Origin of the sequence: Sinomicrobium pectinilyticum, from assembly GCF_003725735.1 — a bacterium.
GTDB classification, from domain to species: domain Bacteria; phylum Bacteroidota; class Bacteroidia; order Flavobacteriales; family Flavobacteriaceae; genus Sinomicrobium; species Sinomicrobium pectinilyticum.
The window spans coordinates 84,185-104,531 of the sequence record NZ_RJTM01000059.1 but is presented as its reverse complement, the minus strand read 5'-3'; the positions used below and the strand labels follow the sequence as shown (position 1 = coordinate 104,531).

The following is a 20,347-nucleotide window of genomic DNA, read 5'->3' as shown; positions in this document are numbered from 1 at the left end:
CTATTATTAATTTAAATAACAGGGGTAAAATTTATAGAAGAGTGTAAAATGACAGAAGCAATTTTTGGTCTAATAGGAGTATTGGTAGGCTCTGCTATTTCTTGGTTCCAAACGTATTGGACCAATATGCAGGCTACTAAAAGGAATGCTAAATATCTTGCGATTCGTGTAGTATGTATTCTTGATAAATTTGTTGAAGATTGTGCTGACGTAATTGGTGACGATGGATTATCCTTCGGACAGCGCACACCAGAAGGGTATTTAGAGCCACAAGTAAAAATTCCTGGCGCCCCCATTTTTCCAGAGGATGTAGATTGGAAGAGCATCGAGCATGAATTAATGTATAAAATACTTTCATTACCCTCGGATATTGAGGGCGCTGATAGAATAATCAAATCTGCCGAGAGTATTGCAGATCCACCTGACTTTGAAGATTTGTTTAATGAACGTAAATTTTGGTATAGCCAATGGGGGGTGGCAGCCTACAAGTTATCAGAAGAACTATCTATAAAATACGGTATCAAAAAGAAAAGCTATAATGACTGGAATCCTGTAGAAAAACTTAAAATGGAGTTGGATGCAGTCACAAAAAGACGTCAGAAAAGAATTCAGAAACACATACATTTTGTTAAACAAATAGGACTAAAGTAAATTTTAACTTGAAACTATGTCGGGTAATCTACACTACCTTAATCCTATTGGAGGGATGTATCGACAGGTACACAAAGTGAATTAGTCAGACCAGAAGAGCCTTCCCTTCAGATATATTTTAAGATTATCCCATTCTTTTAATATCTTCCTCCGTGAGCAGGGTAGGGTACAGATAGGTGCCTGGAATAACGATCAGCCTGGTATCCCTGACCTTAAAGAAATCCCCTTTATATTCCCCATAGAGGGCATATAACATATCATGTTCCTTGCTCATTGGTGTTTGCCAGTCCGGCTCGTAACGGGAATAATTGGTCAGGTTTAGCAGTTCCCGGTAATGGTATTTCCGGGTGTGGGGTATAGGGATCAGGTCTTTAATGGTCACCTGTAAATCGGGGTTTTCCGTTTTACTTTTCAGGGTATAGGTCTGTACAGTATCCTGTTCCCCTGCTTTAAGTCTTTGGGCATTTTCCTGTGCCTGTTGTAACCGGAGCAGTTTTTTATACAGGTCTGTCCAGTATTCCCTGAGCATATTGTCCAGTTCGGCAAAACCGGGATTTTCGTGGCGGTAGTTCTTAAAGGCTTTTGCTTGCGCAATAGCTGCCTTTAAGTCAGTAACTGTAATCTGCTTTCCGTTTTTATCAATGATATACATGGCTTTGGTTTTAAGGGTGATACTCAAACAGCATTTTTACCGCCAGTTGGAAGCGGGAACTCCCGTTACCCTTGTCGGCGTACTTGGCGATACAGTCAATGGTAAACAGGGCGTTATACCCGTCAAAAAGCTGGTCAGCAAACAGCCTACGACTTTCAAGTAGCCTACTTTCGTATTTCTCAATGACCTGCAATACCCGTTTGGCGAGGTCATACCAAAAATCTACGGTAATTAACCCGTTGTCCCATTCTTTACGGATGTCACCTTCGTGTTCTTTCAGGTAGGCTGCACGCTGCCGGATGTCTGTGAGTATTCCCGGCAATTCTTCCGGGAACAATCCGGCAAGCAAATAGGCTCTTTCTACATTATTCATGTTTTCTAATGTTTTCATCATTATAGTTTTAAAGGGGCGGCTATCCGTGAAAGGACAGCCACCCCCGGATTGAGATTAATTCATGTTAAAGGCATCCGCCCCGAACTGTTCAAAGGCGGCACAGAGGTCAAAGGCTTTTTGTCCCCGGCTTTGGGCAGTCCCGCCCAAGAGGATGGATTTTACCTTATCGTCGTCACTTTTGAAATTGCGGACGTTTTGGTAGTAGCCAGTCACCGCATTGTAGGCTCCAAAGACAGTTCCCTTGGTGGTTTCCAGTTGTTGGGTGTCGCTCATCATGGCATAGGAAAAGGCGTCATCGGTGGTATTTTTAAACAAGGTGGACAGGCTGTCTTCGTCCCCTTTTTTAAGGGCTTCCCATGTTTCCTTGTTTGGGCACATGGCCATACGGATGAGTTTTTTTACTTCCTCATCTTTAATACGCACGTTGGCCCACCGGTTAAAAATGCCCTCCAGTTCGCTGCTGAATTTATCGGCCAGTCCCATGACTTGGTGGGCCTGTTCCAATCGCTGTTTGGCATTGGCCGTATGGCGGATACGGACGACACTGGTCTTGTTTTTTAGCGCCGCGTTAAGGGTGTTCTGGCAGCAGATTCTAAGGGGCGTAAATGCTGCGGTAATGCTCCCCGATCCATCGTGTGAAGTCGTGAGGAAAATATATTTTGAGGTCACATCATCCCCATTACCTACCCGGATATAACCGGGAAGTTTAGCAGTAATAAAAATGCGTTCCCCTCCCGCACCGAGCGCCCCGGCAGTTTCGTAAAGGATACCGTCCCCTCCCCCTACAATCGCATCGAAAAAGGAAAAGGCATCGCTGTTCTGTACGATCTGATAATCCTTACCGACTACCCCCAATACCTGATTGGTATCGGTACGCAGGGTGGCAAAATGATCCGGAACAACAATGCCGTTTCCTTCGGTGACTTCCCCATCCCCAGTTACAGAAAGCCCTTCCCCACGGGTAAACAGCGGGGATTTTACGACCTCGTAGTCCAATCCGGCATGTTTGATCGCCTCGCTACTACTCGGGTGTTCTTCTACGACCTGCCCCAGGCCGTGCCATGCGGGTTGTTGCACACTAAAAAAGGAATACTTCCCGGTCTGCCTGTTGAAATTCAAGTTGTGTCCCATGATTGAAAAATTTATGTTTAACATTGATTACACTTACATTTTTCGCTATTTCCCTCCCATCCTTTGGCTGTTTTATCCTGTACGATCCCACCTTATTCCCACTGCTGCCCACCGCATTATTTTTTTTCGGAAAAGGACAAAAAGAAAGCCAGCCCTAAGCGGGAGGGTGGTAGCGGAGTGCTATAAGTCCCGAAAGGTGGCCCTGCGAGGCAGGAGCGGGGCCATTATGCGCACGCAGCTACCGTTTTCCCGCTACTTTAGCTGGCCTTTTTGTCCTTTTTTGAAAAAAATTCTTTCTTTCGTTTTCTTTCTTTTAGGGTATGTCGGCAGGTTTGTAGGATAAAAATGAATCGGATAAAATTTACCGAGATGTGAAAAGGAAGCTGCGGTATGGAAATCTTATGGAACCTGAAGGACCGCATCAGGGATAGGAGAGGAAATCCTTTTCCCAAGGGGAAAAGATTGGAACGGAAAGCCCGACCCCGAAAGGGGAGATGTCATGCTAATCTCAACCTTATAATGTTTTCTCTTCGAAATAAGATTATAACCCAACCTCACAAACTTAAAGGAATCCGAAATCTTATTTTACTCATTATTGCTTATCTTCACCATGTTATAGTTAATTGTTGATATTAATTTAAGTGATGAAGAATTGTCGTAATCATTTTGAAATAGCATTGAATAAGATAAAAATACTCATCAGAAACTTTTTTTACTTGTGGACTATTTTGATTGTTTTTTCGGTGTCCGGACAGGAAAGTGATAACATTATTATAGGGACTAAGCATACCATAGTGTCTAATATATTGAGAGAAGACAGGACGTACCAGCTTTATCTTCCCGACTCGTATGCCAAAAGTTCCAAGACCTATCCGGTGATTCTATTGCTGGATGGTGATTATCATTTTCATTCTGCAACCGGCATCGTACAGTATTTGAGCAATGACGGGGAAATTCCTGAAATGATAGTTGTTGCCGTGCCGAACACGGATAGAAACAGGGACTTTACTCCTTCACATTCTCTTATTAATTATGTAGGGGACACCGATGAAAAGCAAAAAACCACTGGAGGAGCTGAAAAGTTTCTCGATTTCCTGGAACAGGAACTTTTAAAGGAGATTGATTCAAAGTATAGAACCAACAAATATAGAATACTGGTCGGACACTCCATGGGAGGAGAATTATCTACTTATGCTTTTCTCTCTCCTGAGCGGTCATTTAATGCCCATATAGCCATTGATCCAAGTTTTTGGTGGGATGATCAATATATTATAAAGAAAATAGACAGCTCTATTATAAAAAAGATAGTCAACAAGAAAATTTATATTTCAACAGCCGATAATTATGAAAGGTCTCATTTTATTACTCGGGCACGAACCAGCCAGGAACTTTTCTACGCTTTACTCAAAAATAATGGGATGCCTTATAAAAATTGTGAATTTGAATATTTTGAGCAAGAAAATCATATTACCGTACCCATTTTAAGCTTGTATCATGGTCTTTATTTTCTTTTTAAAGATTTTGTTTTAGAAGACGTTGAATTTAGATCTGCCGAAGAAATAGCAGATCATTATCAAAAATTATCTGATGATCTCGGAATAGCTTTTTTACCTCCTGAGAATATGATAAATAATGTGGCCTACTACAAGCTTTACGGTGGAAAAGACAGGGAAAATGCTCTTAAACTTTTAAAGATGAGCCTTTCTTATTATCCGGATTCCGCAATTACATATGAAATTCTTGGGGAAGCCTACAAATTAACGGGAGAAAATAAAAAGGCATTGGAATATTATCAAAAATCATATGAGTTGGACCCTAGCAATGAATCTGTTGCAAAAACTATTCGTGAGTTAAAAAATAAATAAGGTTACCCTTTTAAGGTAACCTATTGAGTTTATTTGTTGGATTCTGTCAAGGATGCTTTCCGGAATTCCTTCATCAGTTTTTCGACATTCAGGGAAGCTTTCCGGGCTCTTGTACCTGCCGCCTTATTACCACTTTCAACTTGTGATTTGGCATCTATGTTAAACGTTTCGATTTCCGTCTGGATTTTGTTTAATAGATCTTTCATATTGTTTTTATTTTCGAATAATAACGTTCAGCCCCTAGTCTTATTGCGGATCGGCCCTCTTCCTTTTGTTAATATTCATTTTAATGTTTACTAGCAAAATCAATAGAAAATTTTAAAACGTAACAGAAACCGTCAATAATATTTTTAGATAACTACTTTTGACTTGACCCTGCGTATTACAATAATCTTTGTATTCCCTACTGCCTTTTTGAATCAATCCTTATTAATGATTTCGATGGCCTTTTCCAAGACTTCATCTCTCCCTTCTTTTACACCTTTAATGGTAGGTAAAGCCTCAATATCCGGTACAATGCCCACTTGTTGGGTTTCCGTGCCATCCGGATAATATACACCAATACCGGAGATACAAGTTACTAGTCCACCAGGCAGATGTATATCAGATATATTACCATCGGCCCCGGCTGTGGTACTACCCACAATGGTTACGTTATCTCCTGCCCGGAATGCCATTGCCGTATATTCCGACTGGCTTTGGGAATCTTCATTAACAAGAACAACCACCTTCCCTTGAAAGTTTTTTCCTTTGGGTGGGATTTTAAGAGGGGAAGTAAAGGTAAATTCTCCCGGATTATCAAAATTAGCTTTAGTAAACTTTACAAATGGTGATAACTGCGATGTAAAGAAAGAACCCAGGCTAAACGGGACAAAAGTGTTAGGGTAATTCCGGATATCTACAATGATCCCTTTGACTTCCTTAAATTGTTTTTTTATATCATTGATATCCTTATCTGTTATACTTTTCAACGTAATATAACCAACATTCCCATTTAAAGGTTTATAACTTTTATCGCTTTTACCGCGTGCATACCAGTATTCCATATGGAGAGTGTCCCTATGGTAAAGCTGCAGGGTTTTGGACAATTCCTCTTTGTTTCTTATATAATTTATGCGTAATGTGTCTTTCTTTGAGCGCAGGATATCCCTGGCGATATTCCGTAATTGCGTGGGGTAATTGGAAGCCGGATAATACGGTTTCTTTTCCTCAACGAGAATCTCAACAGGCTTCCCGTTTATTTTGGTAATTATATCACCTTTTTCTAATCCGGCAACTGTTTTCATTCTGTCGTCATAGTAGTCGATAACCACTAATTTGTTTTCTATAAACTTTACCTGTACGGGAGCATAAAACGCACCTTTCCAATCCTGAATGGCATTGTCTCCCTGCCGTATATTAGCATGGGTATCCTGTATGTCTCCTATAATCTGAAGGGCGGTCAATTCGTATTCCAATTCATCTTCAGCATGGATAAAGCGGGGAATATACTCCTTTAGCGTATTATTCCAGTTCTTGGCTATTAAATGTTTATATGGAAAGTAGTATTGAATCATATTCCAGTACCGGTACAATGCCAGCAATCTAAACCCTTCATCCGGGTAAGGCATCTCCGAATAAGGATTCTCGTGCTTAAATTCCGGGTTACCTACTTTACCCGCTCCGCCAATATAATAATGCGCTCCCTGATGCCGGTTTTGTCGGATATAATGAAGTTTGTTTTTTAATTCCGGTGATAATGTACTCTTATTTATCCAATCCAGGTCTGGTTTTAAAAAAGCATCATCAGCGGTTGTTTTACATCGACTGCAAACTTCGACGGTGCCATATTTTTCAATCCATTCGAGTAAAACACGATCCCTTTCTTTGTTATCGGAAACATTGAGGAATCCGGGTAATACCCGGAATAATTCATAGTCCCAGTTATAATCTCCTTTACTGATCTCGGGATGGTAATATTTCAAAAATCCCCATATTTTTCCCAGTAGATCGAGATTGGAAATCACCTCATCGTTGAGTTCAGGGAATTTTATGTTGGACCCTTCATCAAATTCACGATCCTTTTCAGCCTTTGATAATTCTTTTAATGGGGCTTCGTGAATGGGTTTTCCATCTATGGTAACTTGCAGATCATCTATCCACATTTTACCCTTTCCTACCAATAAGCCTCCGAAAACAATTTTTTGTGCTTTATCCGGTTTTAGGTCCAGGGTAATTGTATGTTTTTCCCAGTCTGTTGTCCCAGTAACCCCTCTGTCTTGCATATTGTTAAATGCAACCCGGGGATCAATCCGCAACCATAATCCGGCGTAGCCATCAGTGACATTTTCCGTTTTGATATAACCGGTAAGCTTTATTTTTTTGCCTTGGTATTTGGCTGGGATACTATAGGTCCATGCTTTAAAGTTAGGGCTGTCTCCATGATACTCGATAACCACAGAATTTTTGCCGTCCTTTGAAATTGTATGGTCAACTGAAGCATCATAATCATCTTTTCCTGAAAGACTCCAGCCCGCAGGTGTTTTTCCATCAATTTCCTCAAAGCTAAAATTCAGATCTTGAGTTTGAGCGTAGATACCATAGTGGATAAAAAGCAAAAGAAGTACGTAGTATTTTTTCATAAGACGTTTTATTTTCCTTCTTTAAAGAAAGACAAAAAATTACTACAGGACATCTAAAAAGTTGTTAAATATCAAGAAACAGGATATTATTCTAAGCGTTTTGTGGGATTTGCAGTTTTTAATTTCTTCAAGATATATTATGTTTTTCCTATGTAGAGCAGGATTCTATTCCGTTATTTTTATATCACTATTAAGCTCCAAAATTTTCTCAATGAATGATTCGTTAGTTTCAGGGCTAATATAGATTTTATTGTATTTGTCATATTTCACAATAAGTCCGTTTCTCGATGTCGCCGGTTTAAATCCAACCCAAAGCGTTTTCCCTTTAACAATTTCCCTGATGCGATCGATGCCTATTTTTCCCTTTAAGGGCCCACACCTGTACATCAATCCGTCTTTCGATAATTCGTAATTTGTTCCGAAATACATCCAAAATAAAAGCCCAACGACTCCAAGGATTAATACCAGCTCCCAGTATTCATGTTTTTCTGCTTCTCCGGTTATAAGGACAAAAACCGTAATTCCAACAAGGAATGCGTTTGACCCGAGGATCAGAAAATGAAATAGTTTGTCTTTTTTGCTTTTGAATTTCATTTTTCGGCTTATCTATGGTGATTGCCTATTCATATTGTTTCGATATAATTTCTCCTGTTTCATTACCTTCCTGTGTTCCATCAGGGAAATAAAGTATATAGTCAAACATGTCATCTATATTTTTAGTTACTTCCTGCCCTGATTTCAACGTTTTCACTATTTCCGGGTCATTCTGAAGAAGACCTTTAATCTCTTCTCCCTCCCATTTAACGATTTCTACCCACATCCATTCTCTTTCACCTGCATAGTTTTCAAATGGAAACTTCATCAGCAAATGGGTTCCGAGAGGTAGTCCTTTTGAAAACTTATCATGCAATTCCGGAATTTTGTTTTTTGCTCTTTGACTTGCGGCCATAATTTCCTCATCATGGTTCAAATAGGTCACTTCGTCCTTAACGCCAAAAACTTTTGACATCAGTTGATCGTGCTCTATCTGCGGATTTTTTTCCGAGAACCCGATTTCGATTATTTTATTTTTGGGGTCGCCTTCCTCCCAGGTTCCCTGAACGATATTTAGTTCCACTTTTTTCCCGGCATTATCTTCCAGAGAGGATAACAAATCAGCTTTTAATTCCTGATTTGACAGCAGGTCTATATTAATTGGCAATTTTCCTTTCCTTTCTATTGATTTCCTTTCGAGAAGTGTTTGTGCAGTCAGGTTTATTAAACCTGCTATATCCTGGTTCCCCTGACAAGATAGATTCTCTACGCAAATATCAGGCAATCCGAATTTTAACATGCCTAAAGTAATCGCCCTGCAATAATCATTTTTAGGATACAGGTGTATGGTAATGTGCTTACTAATATTTATGGAATTATTCTCAATCAGCCTATTCTCTACCCAGTAGTCTTTTGTAAAACACTCCCTGGTCTCGGAATCCCAAATAATATCATTTTCATTTAAGGTCAATGCAGCAACCAATTCATTGGCACTTTTCATTGTTGAGATTAATTGATCCTCAACGCATAAAAAATCAAGAAGTATGGCAAAACGGGATGTCTGCAAGATTTCTTTTTGTTGGTTATTTAATCCCCGACCGGAATATTTTAAATAATCCAGGTCTGGCGGTGGAAAATCTTTTTTGACCTTCCTGATCTCCTTAACTACAATTTGAGCGCCTTGAACATGCTTAGTATCCGGAATGGAATCCAGGATTTCGAGACCGGAATACTTATTTTTAATTAACTCAATGACCTTCAATTTATTCATGGAAGAATCATCGGGATAATAAATTGCATATTCAAACCATACCTGTGTTTCATTGAGTTTACCGCTTGGAACTTTTTTCTGCTTATTTGAACAGCTGAACATCAGAGTCGAGAAAATTATTCCCAATAGTGTAATTTTGTTTTTCATATACGGATATTCGATTTCATTAATACGGTCAGTACACTATCCTCACTATTACTCTTATAAATTATGTAACACTTTTTTCATCCCAAATCTTGTTTCTTGTAATAATCATTATAGTTAGGATGGCAAGTCCAATAAATACAATACCCATATTTGGCACTTCAAGATGGTGCAACATTAAGCAAATCATTATAGTATTTGATACACCCAAAATCCAAAAATAAGATTCACAAACTATAAGCAGGTTCCTAATTCTCGTAGAAATTCTGTTTTTAATTTTTTGGAAGACTACAAACTCATCAGGGAATTTCACAAAAAAATTATTCCCCTTTATAGAATCATAATCCCTATCTGAAAGGTGTTTAACATAATCTAAATCCTTATAATTCATATTCAACAGTAAGATTAAGTAAACTGTTGTTATTAAAATTACACCAGCTAAAATCCATAGAAATATTGGGTTTCCTTTTACTTTTTCTATCGCAAATAACGTAGAAGCAATTACTACTGGAAATCCTATTATTTGTTGTGTTATTTTTTTTAGAATTTCTGCAACTTCGTTGAAATATTGAGATTTATAATCGTCGTAATCTTTTCTTATTTTATCGATTGAGAGATTATTAATGAAGATTTCAAACGTCATTTTAGCATCATCAACAATACTTGACAAATTCTCAAATACTAATTTAGTTCTTTCATTATACTGACATCTTGAAGCATATTTAATTAATGAACTTTTTAAAAATTTTGGTAGATTTTGATTTTCTTGTGCAAAACAATTTTTGAACTGATTAAAACTACGAGAATAATCGATTTTACTCGAAAAATTAGGGATTTCTTTATAATATTTTAAAATCAGTCGGCTTTTTTCTGTTAAACTTGTCAATACAATTTTGCGATTTATTCCATTTGCATAATCAATAAAATGGAATGCATCTTCTGTTTCTTGGTCTTGGGCCTTTAAAAAATCAATAAAATCTAAATAGTTTTTAGCGTTTGAGAAAAAGTAAAAGCTTTCTTTTAATTCAAAGTCGACATAGCTGTTATTGTCAATTCGGCTAATCGTGGTCTCATCGAAATTTAAAATCAAAATATTACCCTCCTTCCTGACATTACCCTCAGTTAGGTAGTCATTGGCATTTTCAAAAACTTTAAAACCAAGATTTGAATAGTCTATATTTATTTCCTCAGTTCTAACCTTCTCGAACTCTATACCAGCTCTCTTGAGATAATCTTCAAGATTTGCATCATAAGAAAAATGAAGATTGTCAGCCTTAATTTCATAGTCTAAGGCTACAATAAAATCATAGATATTTTTTTGAATCTCCAACATTAATTGTTAGGATTATTAATTTCGTTTCTTAAAGCATTGGCAAAAGCTGTAGACTCAATTATCACGAGGCTTTCGTCATTATCGTCAAATCTTACTTTGTCATCAAACGCACCTCTTGATATTTTAAAATTTATGCCATCCCGATTTACTTCTAACTTTATAAACCTTTTAAGTTGTCGAGTATTATATCTGAATTCTGTATCTATCTGTATATCATTTTCTAAGGCGTAATTGCTGATTGTATTTGGGTCTTCATAGAAATGCTGGCTTAAATCTCTAAGATTTATTGTTCTATTTGGGCTGCTTGAAGCATAATTATAGACAAGGTTTCTAAAGGTTTCAATTTCATATTCAGCATTTGTTTCAGGATTGACAGGTCTTTCTATTTGAGTAATAATGTCATAAAGTTGTTTTGTATATTCACTACTACTTTCTATTTGTTCAATAGAAATCCAATTCTTAAAATACTCGGAAATTTCTTGTTGGCGTAATTGAGTTAATGAAAGATAATTCTCCTCGTCAATATTATACTTATCGTGATTAATCCGACAAGCCATTGCTAAATTTGAAGTATCAACATATTCTACACTGTCTATTGAAAATGAATTTTCCGTTTTACTTAATGTTTTCCCTTCCGTATCTCTTATTAAGAATACACCAAAGAAATCATTTGCGTTATTTGTGTACTCTGCAAATACAAAATATCCTCCCGTAGCTAATGTAACAGGTTGGATTAAAGTCTCCAAATTTCCGATTACACTCCTTGTAAATGTTATAAAATCAGCTGCACTTCGGTCAGAATCTTTGTATTCATCAAACTTCTCGGGAAAATATTTTCCTTCCGATTTATCGAAAACCGCATATAAAACTCTGTCAGTATTGTAACTTTTATTTAGGGCATCAACTAAGCCGATTGAGTTATTGTCAATCTCAACTAACTCTTCGGAAAGTATTAATTCGGTTTCATTTGACCCACTTGTTTTACTTAGTTCATGAATAATTATCTTGTTTAGCTCCATAGTTAGATTGGTTAAAAGTATTGCATAACGGCAGGACTATGAGTAGTCGTATGGATTAGTATTTAAGTTTGTAAGTGCACACTAAGTTGAAAATTTTGCAAAAATTATCATAATAGGCAAGAACAGTTAATTATCTATAGCCATTGTTAGAGTCTGTCTAAGTAGTTATTATTTTTTTGAATTTGGTATCTCAAAATTTAATGTTCCTTCAAAATATGAACTTCTCCAGATGTCAAGCTTAACTCCATTAGGCCCGTTCCATCCATCCTTGGTAAGTTCATATATCTTAAATCCAATTTTATTCCACATTTCTAAAAATTGTTTACGTATATCTTCGCTTACTATTTTCTCATTATTTTCCGTTTCCCATCTTTTGGGAATAGGATATCTACTCCAGTTAGGGATAGCCTTACTTAGAATTTTTAAAAAATCCATTTCCTTTTCATCAAAATTTAATGTGGTTATTTTTGAGATTAAATTTTCGAGATTATGTCCAGATGAAATCTCTGGACTTATTTTGCCGTTTTTGAGATAATCAGGATTTTCAGAGATTAAAAGTCCCTTAATTAAATTTTCCAATGAAAATCCAATATTTAAAAAATATGTTCTTGAAAGACCTGGTTTATTTTGTCTAATCGGAAAATTATTATGAACCCAAGTGTTCTTTGATTCATTCCATATTAGCTCGGATGCGTCTCGTAATTCTTCAGAGTATTCAACCCATTGTATTGGAAAAGCATTAACAATATATTCTCGTATTTTTTCGTCCATTTTTATTGTTTCAACACACAAATATATACAATTAACCATTTCAGTCACTTAGGGGTTTTGGCTTCATAAGGTATCAATATTTACAGGATTCCAGAAGAATTTTCATGGATTCATCGTTTTATAATTTTTGAAAAATCAACCTGAATAAGCATGGTTATGATTCCCTGTTCTGTCTTTTGATTATCAAGAAGAGCCCTTGAAAACATTAATTGCCGTAAAGAAAGTAAATAACTCATTAACCATTTTACGGCATTCCGTAAAACAGAAAAAATCAAGCATTTTTATGAATCACCAAATGCACTGTAGAAGGGTTACTCAACAATCGATCAATTTCCGATTCTATAATATCCTGTATGTCCTGCTTAATCTGAAGGTAATTCTGCTGTATCATAGCCTGCTCCAGCTTTCGGACAGGGACAATGTCTTTATAGCTATCCTCTTCCTGTTTAATGGCTTCATGGTCATTGAGTATCTCCGAGTGAAAGGCTTTCAGGTCTATTTTGGAAGTTGGGTTATCGGAAACCACCCCGACAAACTCCCCGGAACTTAAGGAAGATATTTTGGATGGAGGGATCGCCAATTCTAACTGTTTGGATTTGCTAATAGAGGTATCTCCGCTATTGATGGACAGGCTTTCCCTGTCCTGCATGATCTTACCAAAACGTTCCGAGAGTTGCTTAGCGGTATCGCCGAGAACCTGGCCGCTAATGATATTGCCTACGATGTTCATTATTACCTCGGCCTGTTCCCTTCCATAATCTTTTCGTAGCTGACTAAAATCCTGGACACCGAGGCAGGTAGCAACCTTGTTACTCCTTGCAGTAGCAATCAAACTATCCATATGACTTAAATAAATGGTAGGAAACTCGTCAAAGATCAGGCTGGATTTTAGCATTCCTTTTTTATTAACCTGCTTAATCAGCCGGGTAATGTAAAGGGACAGCACAGCCCCATACGTCTGGACTTTCTGGGGATTATTGCCCATACAGACAATTTTAGGTTCTTCTGGGTGATTGATGTCGAGGGTAAAATCATTCCCGGATAACACATAATAGAGTTGAGGAGAAGAAAGCCGGGCCATCGCAATTTTAGCCGAAGCCATTTGCCCTTCGAGTTGTTCCATGACATCGTTGAGATAGGCATTGACAAAGGGGTTGATCAAAACTTCGATCTCTTTTTCGGTGCGGAGAAGCGTAAAGAGTTCATCGTAATCAGCTTGCATGAGTTCAATGACATGAGGTAAAGTGCAGAACTCTCCATCCTGGTATTTTCTAAGGTACCAGATTATTGCCGTAAGGAAATTGATAGGAGATTCCACAAAAAAATCACCCTGTTTGCGGATCCATTCCCGGTTTAACCCCAACAGGATGGTCCGGGCGGATTCCGCGGCATCGGTAATATCGTTCATGGAAGAAGGTTCCAAGGGATTACACCGGTGCATGATCTTATCGAAATCAATCACAAAAAATTTCGGAAGTACTTTATACCGATCTTTATATTTAAGCCAGGTATTGTATGCTATTTTGGAAAGATCATCGTATTTAAAATCATACACAAACATAGAAAACCCTTTTTTGATGTGCTGGGTAATCACATGCCGTATCACAAAATAGGATTTACCCGATCCCGGTGTTCCCAATACCATCAGTCCACGAAAAGGATTGATGATATTGATCCAACTCTTTCGTATTTTATCTTTTAACTTATACTGTGCTGGCAGGTTGATGGAATATTCATTTTCCAGAAGGCGTTCTTCCTGGGGAAAGGTTTCGTTCTCTTTGTTAAAAATATCCTGGTTGTTGATCCGGCTTTTAATGATCCGGGAGAGTAGCGTACCCCCAGAGAGGATACATAGAAAGCCTATAGAAGTGATTCCCATATAAATTGTGGCTACTATGGTCATGTCCATATCCAACCATATCACTATATGGCTGAGGAAATACAAGGTCAGGCCAGCCAGGATATAGGTAAAGGCTGTTTTATAGCGCAGTTTTTCGTTTTTTCTGCCCCTGGCCCCGAAAAGGGAGATCATTAAAAATCCAAGGGCAAAGAGTTTGGAGGTATAAAACCGGGAAAACAGACCGGTCTGGTATATATTGTTCAGTAACCTATCGGTAAAGGCCGTGGTTAGTTCCCACTCTTTAAATCCCGAATAGCAGTAATAATAAAAATGGATACATAAAATGGTGATACTTATCAGCCGGGTCATGTCTACAATCTTCCGCAGCGCCTGTTCATTCTCTCCTGTTTGCATGACGGTAGTGTTTATAGTTATTATTTTTTCCTTTTCTTCTTTTTTCGGTGTTTTTTTAAGTGGTAAGGCAGGTAATCCGGGACCTGTTCCGGTTGGAGCAGGTGATCCAAAAGGGTTTCGGTATGTTTTTCAAATTCTTTGGATGTAGATTGTTCTGAATCAGTGAAAGTGTCCTTGGTTTCTGCCGCAGTGTGCTGCGGCTGTAACCCCAACCCCGGTTTCCGGGCGGAATGCAGATTCGGCCCGGAAACCTCCCTTAATCCCAATCTTTCCTGGATGGCTTTGGCACTATAGGGTTTACCCAATTCGCTGCCGTTAAAGATGCATCCAGTCCTATGGTCCACATAGGTCATTCCATATATGTTTCCTTCTTCGTTTTGTCTTAAAACCGTATGGATGCCCTGCTTGTCTAAGGTTTTTGTAAACTCTTCCAGGGAGCTATTTTCTTTCCCGGATAAAAGTTTATCAATAGTATTTTTTAACCGGAGCTTGTCCCTGGTCTTTTTCTGTTTATTGGCTGCAAACTTCTTTTCCAGGGATTTTAAGGTGGGCTTATTGTAGAAGAGGCTGGCCTTAATGGGAACGCCTATGGGATCTCCCTGGGCATCCAATACCCGGTACACCAATCCATTGTTTCGGTACATCCGGGAGGTTTCATTACCTCGATCAGCCTTAATATTGTACTGGCGGAGAATAGCATTGAGCTGTAGGAGACTGGTATATTTATACTGGTCAAGGATGTTTTCCAATACATTCTGGATGGCCCTTTTGGTAGCGGATTTGCCGTATTGGACCTTTTGCGGGGATACCGGTTTTATCTGGTAGAGCGATCGCTTCTGATGTTCTGCCTTAATCAAACCAAAGGCTTCTTCTATGGCTTTCCGTGCCGGTTCGGACTTGCGTATACCCAAATGATGAAGTCCAATCCGGTTTCCGTTCGCTTCTATATTGGTCGTCACCAGGTGGAGGTGAGGGTGTCCTGCATCTTCATGGCGATAGATAAGGTACGGCTGTTTTCCAAAACCGATCTTCTCCATATAAGCGTCGGCTATGATTTTCATCTTTTCATCGGAAAGCCGTTCGGATGGATCGAAGTTCAGGGAAATATGAACGCTGTTCCGGCTAACGTTAGGGTTGAGTTCTGCCCGTTTTAACAGCCGGTTGAGTTTCATAGTAAAACTCATTTTATCCACATTCAGGGGATAATTGCCCTGCCCGATACACCTTGCCAAACCCTCCTTGACCTTGTTTTCGTTATAGTTTAAAGTTCGGTGCAGGGAATGCCCTGTCTTAATTACTGCAACCATAATTCCCCGATTTTTTGAAGGTGTTTGTCAATGGCCTCGATCTTCTGGAAAAGGCTGATTTTATCCTTTTCATTCTTTTCGATCCACACTTTAAAATCTTCAATACGCCAAAGGGAGTGTAGTTTTTTAACGGCCTGGTTGTAGTTAATCCCGATATGGTTAAGCTCGTTTTTTAACTGGCTTATTTCCTCCATAGCATTGTCTAAGGAGGCATTACGGTAATTGGTGACAACCTGTTTTTCAAAAAGGCAATAGCGGATATATTCACTGAACTTCCGGCAGGTAGTCTTTTGAAAACGTTGTTGTAATTTTTGATATTCATCAGGGGTCAAACGGATATGAATCCATTGGGTACGATTTGTTTTTTCCTTCTTCATCATCTCTTTCTTTCGTCATTATCAAACCTAAACAGCAGGGTCGCCAAGTTCCGAGGCATAAGACCCAAAAAATCGGTTGTGACACAACCGTTCATCTTGCTGTTGTCAATAATGTCCAGACGACTATACTCACCTCTAAAAGAAGATTTCAAAAATGAGTACCCTGCTGGAATACCATCCAGACCTATTTATGATCTATTTTGAGCTGTGGAGTGTAGATTGAACCAGATAGTCTTGAAAGATAAAATTCCGACTACGCCAATTCATTATAGATGAGTGTATCCACAAAGATATCAAAAACCAACGATTTTTCCTATAGCTTGAAATTTTATAGTGTTAGATTTTTAGCACCAGAAATTATCAACGTCTGATAAGAATTGTCTTGTTCGCTTTATTATTTTTTTCGAAATGGAGCGTATTCTATAAAAAACCCGAATTTTTCCAAGTAATGCCCGAATTTTTCCAACGCTTATTTTACTGTATTTAAGTAATTTAGCCTTGTATTGTAAGCTAGTTGCCAGACACTCGGTTTAACCAAGTGCCTGTTTTATCACAGAATTAATCATCAAAATCGGAAAAGTCATGAAGTTGTTTAAACCCCATAAGCAACATATTGTGAGCATAATCTGCCTTTTATTCGTCATCCTGTTTGTTTATGCGGCATGCACCAAACTTCTGGATTATGAGAAATTCAGGGTACAGGTTGGGCAATCCCCTGTGCTTACTTCTATAGGGGGATGGATTTCATGGTTAGTTCCCGGCATAGAACTAGTTATAGCCTTTATGTTTATCATCCCCCGTCTTCGGCTTTTGGCTTTATATGCTTCGTTAAGCCTGATGGTCATGTTTACAGCCTATATTTTTATTGTTCTTAATTATAGTTCTTTTGTCCCCTGTTCCTGTGGGGGCATCCTCGAAAAGATGGGATGGACCGAACACCTGTTTTTTAATATTGGCTTTGTCTTTTTGGCCATGATCGGTATTCTATTGTTGGAAAAGTCAACCAACCATGGAACCTCTTCACCTATTGTAATTTCAGAAGTACTCCCTAACGATAATATAGAAGTATCGTGAAAAGCCCTATTATTAAAATATCATTATGCCTAGTATGCAGTATTTCGGTTGTAGTTGTCTTGTTTGCTATATCCAGAGAAAAAACACATAAGGATAATGGATTCTACCGGTTATTTCCCCCACATCCCGTAACACGGGCGAAAGCTATCGATCTCAAGTTCAACTCTTATTATTTTGCCGGGAATGATGATGATGTGGTTTATCTTAGTAATACAACAGCTCCACTTCACCTCCTTTCGGTTCGGCTTCCTGACCTGGATACTACTCATATACAACTTACGGTAGCCAATGGGAAAAATCTAAAGTTCCGTCGTAACACTAAAGTCCAAATATTGCCCCCCTATTTTTATATCACGGATGGAGTAACTCCAAGACTTTTGCGAGGAACCCTGGGAGAATGGCATGCCCAGCCGTTTATGTATGATAGTGCCTTTTTCAGTACTGCAATTCCTATAGGTCCAAAAAGTTTTGTAATGCGGAGTATCAGCAGCAAAACGAAATCGTATGTTTTAGGTAAGGAGACAGCCGAATATCCTTATTTCAAGCTTGTTCCCGGGTTGTTGGAAAAGCAGATAGACGGTATTTTTTGCACAGACGGTATGTTAGAATACAATCAGGACATATCTAAATTAATATACCTCTATTACTATCGTAACCAATATATTGTTATGGATTCCACTCTCAACCTGGTGTATAGAGAGAATACTATAGATACCAATACCATAGCTAAAATAAAAACCGCTGAGATTTCATCTAAAAATTCAAATACAATGGCCGCTCCACCATTTTTAGTGAACGGAAAAATGGCTACATATGAAAATAAACTTCTGGTTATGTCTAATCTCATGGCTAAAAATGAATCCAGGAAAATTTTTACCGAAGCCTCTGTGATTGATGTATACAACTTAAAAAATCGGGAGTATGAGCTGAGTTTTTACATCTATCCCTATAAAGACCACAAACTATCAAACTTTATAATTACCGATAAGTACTTTATGGCATTACATGATAACTATTTAGTCATCTATGACAATCATTTAAACCTATTCAACAAAAAGTAAAACAGATCAATAACTTAAATATATCAGCTTCTAATACAGTTTCACTATTATAATATTTTATCGCGATAGGATCAGGAAGTTAAGTACCGAACACCTGTAGAAAAAAGTAGGTCATCTAATTATTAATCTTTTAAAACTTAAACGTCATGAAAAAAATGAATTTTGTTTTGCCGGCTATGGCATTTATTTTTACTATCGCCGTCTCTTTTGCTTCTGCACGACTCATTGACACTCAGGATGAAGGAACATTTATCCAACAACCTGGTATATGCCAATCCGTCCCTGCAGAATGTGGTGAAGGTGAAGAACTCTGTGAGTTCCAGGAACAACAAGTGTATCAGCTCAGGAATGAAACTGAAACCGAATGTTCTGTAGAACTTCACCGTCCATCTCAACAATAGAAGAGTATTGTTGAATGATGATTGTTAAGTAAAGGCCGTTCCCTATACTTCAAAAACTAACTATAGGGGACGACCTATTACTAATCAGAGATAACCACAACTTTAAATTCTTTTTCTGCCTTTTTTATACTAAATCCCTGCTTTTGCAAGACCCTTTTTATATCCTCAAAATCCCATAAGGCGACATCGGTCCGTTTTATATCGATATTTCCTTCGATACCCGTTTCATTGATAATAGGCAATTCCTTTGTTTTAACCAGATACAACAAGGATGAAAAATATTTGTCTGCCGATACATTACGGTATCCTAATACTGTAAAATTATCTCCCTGATAGCTGTATACTCCACCTTTGGCCTTCAATTTTCTTTTGGTTTGTTCCGTAGCCGTAATTTTCCAATAAGGTAATTTTCTCCATTCCACGCTAGCGTGATATCCAAAATAATTTTTAAGATCTCGCTGCATCACTTCCATAAGATACATGCGAGTGGCTTTACCCGGTGGAACGATCAGGCTATAACAATACATATGTTTCCGATCTTCAAAATCATAGGATGTAAATGGAGTACTATCCTTTACTTCCAGCAATACCCTGTTATAATGTTTATCTATTTCAGATGTATCTGCCATTCCTCGGGGGTGCCAATATCCTAAATAAGCTAATTTATACAATCTGGACAGTCGGGAAATTCCTTCTAACCTGCCTTTTGGATAAAAACCGTTATCATCACATACCAGGCCTATCCCTAAGGGGATATTAGGCATATCAGGCATTCCAAGTTTATATTTGGAAAGTAATGACCTATATAGGAAATCCGTGCTTTTTCCACCATTTCCATCAACCAAATAAGGTTTTTGTCTATCATAAGAATGCTTCCCTTTGATGTTTTTAGTTGCATAGGAATGATCTCTGAATTCGAAATATCTATTCTTTATAAAAGCCTGGATTTTTCCCGGATCGATTGAAGAAGTAACAGCTCTTACGACACCTTTGTTATCTATCCATATTACATGCGGCACCCCTTCTCCCGGTGGTATAAATCGCTGAAATAATTCGGGAGAAAAAGCAATTGGAATCCGCATATGTTCTTTCTTCCTTATTCTGTCATATAGTATTTTAAGGTTATCCATTCCCGTTTTTTGTCCCGGGAGCATGTATTTATCGTTAACATCAGCAGACTCTCCTCCTACTAATACAATATCAACACTGTCTTTAAATTGCTTGTATAACTTGTCTACCTTAGGCAAACTGCTGACCGCACTCGAACAAAACCTACTCCAGAAATAAAGGATAACGAATTTTCCTTTGAGGGTTTCGGAACTTATGTTTTTTCGTGAATAATTATCAATATCTCGCAACACAAAATCGGGAACCGACTTTCCTATTTCAGGATAATTCGAATTTTGAGCATTTAAATGACAAGTATAGCCAACAACTAAAAACGTCACTATAATGATTTTATATATCGTTTTCATTTCATTTATTATT

The 20,347-nt window shown here is 38.0% G+C and carries 19 protein-coding genes; 5 read left to right on the top strand and 14 right to left on the bottom strand.

All coding sequences use genetic code 11. From position 1 onward, the window contains the following. Positions 1-48: 48 nt before the first annotated feature. A complete protein-coding gene (locus ED312_RS08785; RefSeq protein WP_123215630.1) occupies positions 49-651 on the top strand; it encodes a hypothetical protein in 603 nt (200 codons plus the stop codon). Between the two features lie 124 nt (positions 652-775). On the opposite strand, the gene ED312_RS08780 is transcribed toward ED312_RS08785, so the two are convergent. From ED312_RS08780 to ED312_RS08770, 3 genes are read right to left on the bottom strand one after another with little or no spacing between them, the layout of a single operon-like run. Continuing rightward, the gene (locus ED312_RS08780) at positions 776-1,303 is read right to left on the bottom strand and encodes a hypothetical protein (RefSeq protein ID WP_148044257.1); all 528 of its coding nucleotides are present in this window, start codon (positions 1,301-1,303) and stop codon (positions 776-778) included. A gap of 10 nt (positions 1,304-1,313) precedes the next feature. Beyond that, positions 1,314-1,697, bottom strand: a complete 384-nt coding sequence (locus ED312_RS08775; RefSeq protein WP_148044256.1) for a hypothetical protein — start codon at positions 1,695-1,697, stop codon at positions 1,314-1,316. Between the two features lie 54 nt (positions 1,698-1,751). Continuing rightward, on the bottom strand, positions 1,752-2,828 hold the full coding sequence (locus ED312_RS08770) for a DUF932 domain-containing protein (RefSeq protein ID WP_123215654.1): 1,077 nt from the start codon (positions 2,826-2,828) through the stop codon (positions 1,752-1,754). Positions 2,829-3,472: 644 nt separating this feature from the next. Between ED312_RS08770 and ED312_RS08765 the strand changes: the two genes are divergently transcribed. Continuing rightward, positions 3,473-4,693, top strand: coding sequence for an alpha/beta hydrolase-fold protein (locus ED312_RS08765; RefSeq protein ID WP_123215627.1), 1,221 nt, complete (start codon positions 3,473-3,475; stop codon positions 4,691-4,693). 29 nt (positions 4,694-4,722) lie between these two features. Here the strand turns inward: ED312_RS08765 and ED312_RS08760 are convergent, their stop codons facing one another. The 10 genes from ED312_RS08760 to ED312_RS08715 all read right to left on the bottom strand — a co-directional run bounded on the left by ED312_RS08760 (position 4,723) and on the right by ED312_RS08715 (position 16,326). Then, entirely contained in the window at positions 4,723-4,899 is a 177-nt protein-coding gene (locus ED312_RS08760; protein ID WP_123215626.1) for a histone H1, read from the bottom strand. Between the two features lie 213 nt (positions 4,900-5,112). After that, complete coding sequence (locus tag ED312_RS08755; protein ID WP_123215625.1) at positions 5,113-7,314, bottom strand: S41 family peptidase; 2,202 nt, start codon at positions 7,312-7,314, stop codon at positions 5,113-5,115. Positions 7,315-7,479: 165 nt separating this feature from the next. Continuing rightward, positions 7,480-7,908 carry a PH domain-containing protein gene (locus ED312_RS08750; RefSeq protein ID WP_123215624.1) on the bottom strand — a complete coding sequence of 143 codons (429 nt, stop codon included), beginning with the start codon at positions 7,906-7,908 and terminating at the stop codon, positions 7,480-7,482. A gap of 25 nt (positions 7,909-7,933) precedes the next feature. After that, on the bottom strand, positions 7,934-9,265 hold the full coding sequence (locus tag ED312_RS08745) for a DUF2314 domain-containing protein (protein WP_123215623.1): 1,332 nt from the start codon (positions 9,263-9,265) through the stop codon (positions 7,934-7,936). A 61-nt stretch (positions 9,266-9,326) separates the two neighbouring features. Next, on the bottom strand, positions 9,327-10,595 hold the full coding sequence (locus tag ED312_RS08740; protein ID WP_123215622.1) for a hypothetical protein: 1,269 nt from the start codon (positions 10,593-10,595) through the stop codon (positions 9,327-9,329). Beyond that, entirely contained in the window at positions 10,595-11,614 is a 1,020-nt protein-coding gene (locus tag ED312_RS08735) for a nucleoid-associated protein (RefSeq protein ID WP_123215621.1), read from the bottom strand. The genes ED312_RS08740 and ED312_RS08735 overlap by 1 nt, the downstream gene beginning before the upstream one ends. 168 nt (positions 11,615-11,782) lie before the next feature. Then, on the bottom strand, positions 11,783-12,385 hold the full coding sequence (locus ED312_RS08730) for a hypothetical protein (protein WP_123215620.1): 603 nt from the start codon (positions 12,383-12,385) through the stop codon (positions 11,783-11,785). Positions 12,386-12,656: 271 nt separating this feature from the next. Further along, on the bottom strand, positions 12,657-14,639 hold the full coding sequence (mobC, locus tag ED312_RS08725; RefSeq protein WP_123215619.1) for a conjugal transfer protein MobC: 1,983 nt from the start codon (positions 14,637-14,639) through the stop codon (positions 12,657-12,659). 20 nt (positions 14,640-14,659) lie between these two features. After that, positions 14,660-15,946 (bottom strand): relaxase/mobilization nuclease domain-containing protein, encoded by a 1,287-nt coding sequence (locus ED312_RS08720; protein WP_123215618.1) that lies wholly within the window; start codon positions 15,944-15,946, stop codon positions 14,660-14,662. Then, positions 15,934-16,326: a plasmid mobilization protein gene (locus tag ED312_RS08715; RefSeq protein WP_240643066.1), complete on the bottom strand. Its 393-nt coding sequence runs from the start codon at positions 16,324-16,326 to the stop codon at positions 15,934-15,936. Before ED312_RS08715 ends, ED312_RS08720 begins: the two co-directional genes overlap by 13 nt. 579 nt (positions 16,327-16,905) lie before the next feature. On the opposite strand from ED312_RS08715, the gene ED312_RS08710 reads away from it, so the two are divergent. The 3 genes from ED312_RS08710 to ED312_RS08700 all read left to right on the top strand — a co-directional run bounded on the left by ED312_RS08710 (position 16,906) and on the right by ED312_RS08700 (position 18,859). Continuing rightward, the gene (locus ED312_RS08710) at positions 16,906-17,397 is read left to right on the top strand and encodes a MauE/DoxX family redox-associated membrane protein (RefSeq protein WP_123215616.1); all 492 of its coding nucleotides are present in this window, start codon (positions 16,906-16,908) and stop codon (positions 17,395-17,397) included. Then, the gene (locus tag ED312_RS08705; RefSeq protein WP_123215615.1) at positions 17,394-18,458 is read left to right on the top strand and encodes a hypothetical protein; all 1,065 of its coding nucleotides are present in this window, start codon (positions 17,394-17,396) and stop codon (positions 18,456-18,458) included. Before ED312_RS08710 ends, ED312_RS08705 begins: the two co-directional genes overlap by 4 nt. A gap of 146 nt (positions 18,459-18,604) precedes the next feature. Beyond that, positions 18,605-18,859: a DUF6520 family protein gene (locus ED312_RS08700; protein WP_123215614.1), complete on the top strand. Its 255-nt coding sequence runs from the start codon at positions 18,605-18,607 to the stop codon at positions 18,857-18,859. An 80-nt stretch (positions 18,860-18,939) separates the two neighbouring features. Here ED312_RS08700 and ED312_RS08695 read toward each other — a convergent pair whose 3' ends face one another. Continuing rightward, the gene (locus ED312_RS08695; protein WP_170164473.1) at positions 18,940-20,334 is read right to left on the bottom strand and encodes a TlpA family protein disulfide reductase; all 1,395 of its coding nucleotides are present in this window, start codon (positions 20,332-20,334) and stop codon (positions 18,940-18,942) included. Between the last annotated feature and the right edge of the window lie 13 nt (positions 20,335-20,347).

Excerpts from the sequence above, each read along its gene's own strand:
- ED312_RS08740 (WP_123215622.1), bottom strand. The coding sequence starts at position 10,595 with ATGTTGGAGATTCAAAAAAATATCTATGATTTTATTGTAGCCTTAGAC.
- ED312_RS08765 (WP_123215627.1), top strand. The coding sequence starts at position 3,473 with ATGAAGAATTGTCGTAATCATTTTGAAATAGCATTGAATAAGATAAAA.
- ED312_RS08735 (WP_123215621.1), bottom strand. The coding sequence starts at position 11,614 with ATGGAGCTAAACAAGATAATTATTCATGAACTAAGTAAAACAAGTGGG.
- ED312_RS08745 (WP_123215623.1), bottom strand. The coding sequence starts at position 9,265 with ATGAAAAACAAAATTACACTATTGGGAATAATTTTCTCGACTCTGATG.
- ED312_RS08720 (WP_123215618.1), bottom strand. The coding sequence starts at position 15,946 with ATGGTTGCAGTAATTAAGACAGGGCATTCCCTGCACCGAACTTTAAAC.
- ED312_RS08700 (WP_123215614.1), top strand. The coding sequence starts at position 18,605 with ATGAAAAAAATGAATTTTGTTTTGCCGGCTATGGCATTTATTTTTACT.
- ED312_RS08755 (WP_123215625.1), bottom strand. The coding sequence starts at position 7,314 with ATGAAAAAATACTACGTACTTCTTTTGCTTTTTATCCACTATGGTATC.
- ED312_RS08785 (WP_123215630.1), top strand. The coding sequence starts at position 49 with ATGACAGAAGCAATTTTTGGTCTAATAGGAGTATTGGTAGGCTCTGCT.
- ED312_RS08710 (WP_123215616.1), top strand. The coding sequence starts at position 16,906 with ATGAAGTTGTTTAAACCCCATAAGCAACATATTGTGAGCATAATCTGC.
- ED312_RS08730 (WP_123215620.1), bottom strand. The coding sequence starts at position 12,385 with ATGGACGAAAAAATACGAGAATATATTGTTAATGCTTTTCCAATACAA.
- ED312_RS08760 (WP_123215626.1), bottom strand. The coding sequence starts at position 4,899 with ATGAAAGATCTATTAAACAAAATCCAGACGGAAATCGAAACGTTTAAC.
- ED312_RS08780 (WP_148044257.1), bottom strand. The coding sequence starts at position 1,303 with ATGTATATCATTGATAAAAACGGAAAGCAGATTACAGTTACTGACTTA.
- ED312_RS08750 (WP_123215624.1), bottom strand. The coding sequence starts at position 7,908 with ATGAAATTCAAAAGCAAAAAAGACAAACTATTTCATTTTCTGATCCTC.
- ED312_RS08770 (WP_123215654.1), bottom strand. The coding sequence starts at position 2,828 with ATGGGACACAACTTGAATTTCAACAGGCAGACCGGGAAGTATTCCTTT.
- ED312_RS08715 (WP_240643066.1), bottom strand. The coding sequence starts at position 16,326 with ATGATGAAGAAGGAAAAAACAAATCGTACCCAATGGATTCATATCCGT.
- ED312_RS08695 (WP_170164473.1), bottom strand. The coding sequence starts at position 20,334 with ATGAAAACGATATATAAAATCATTATAGTGACGTTTTTAGTTGTTGGC.
- mobC (WP_123215619.1), bottom strand. The coding sequence starts at position 14,639 with ATGCAAACAGGAGAGAATGAACAGGCGCTGCGGAAGATTGTAGACATG.
- ED312_RS08775 (WP_148044256.1), bottom strand. The coding sequence starts at position 1,697 with ATGATGAAAACATTAGAAAACATGAATAATGTAGAAAGAGCCTATTTG.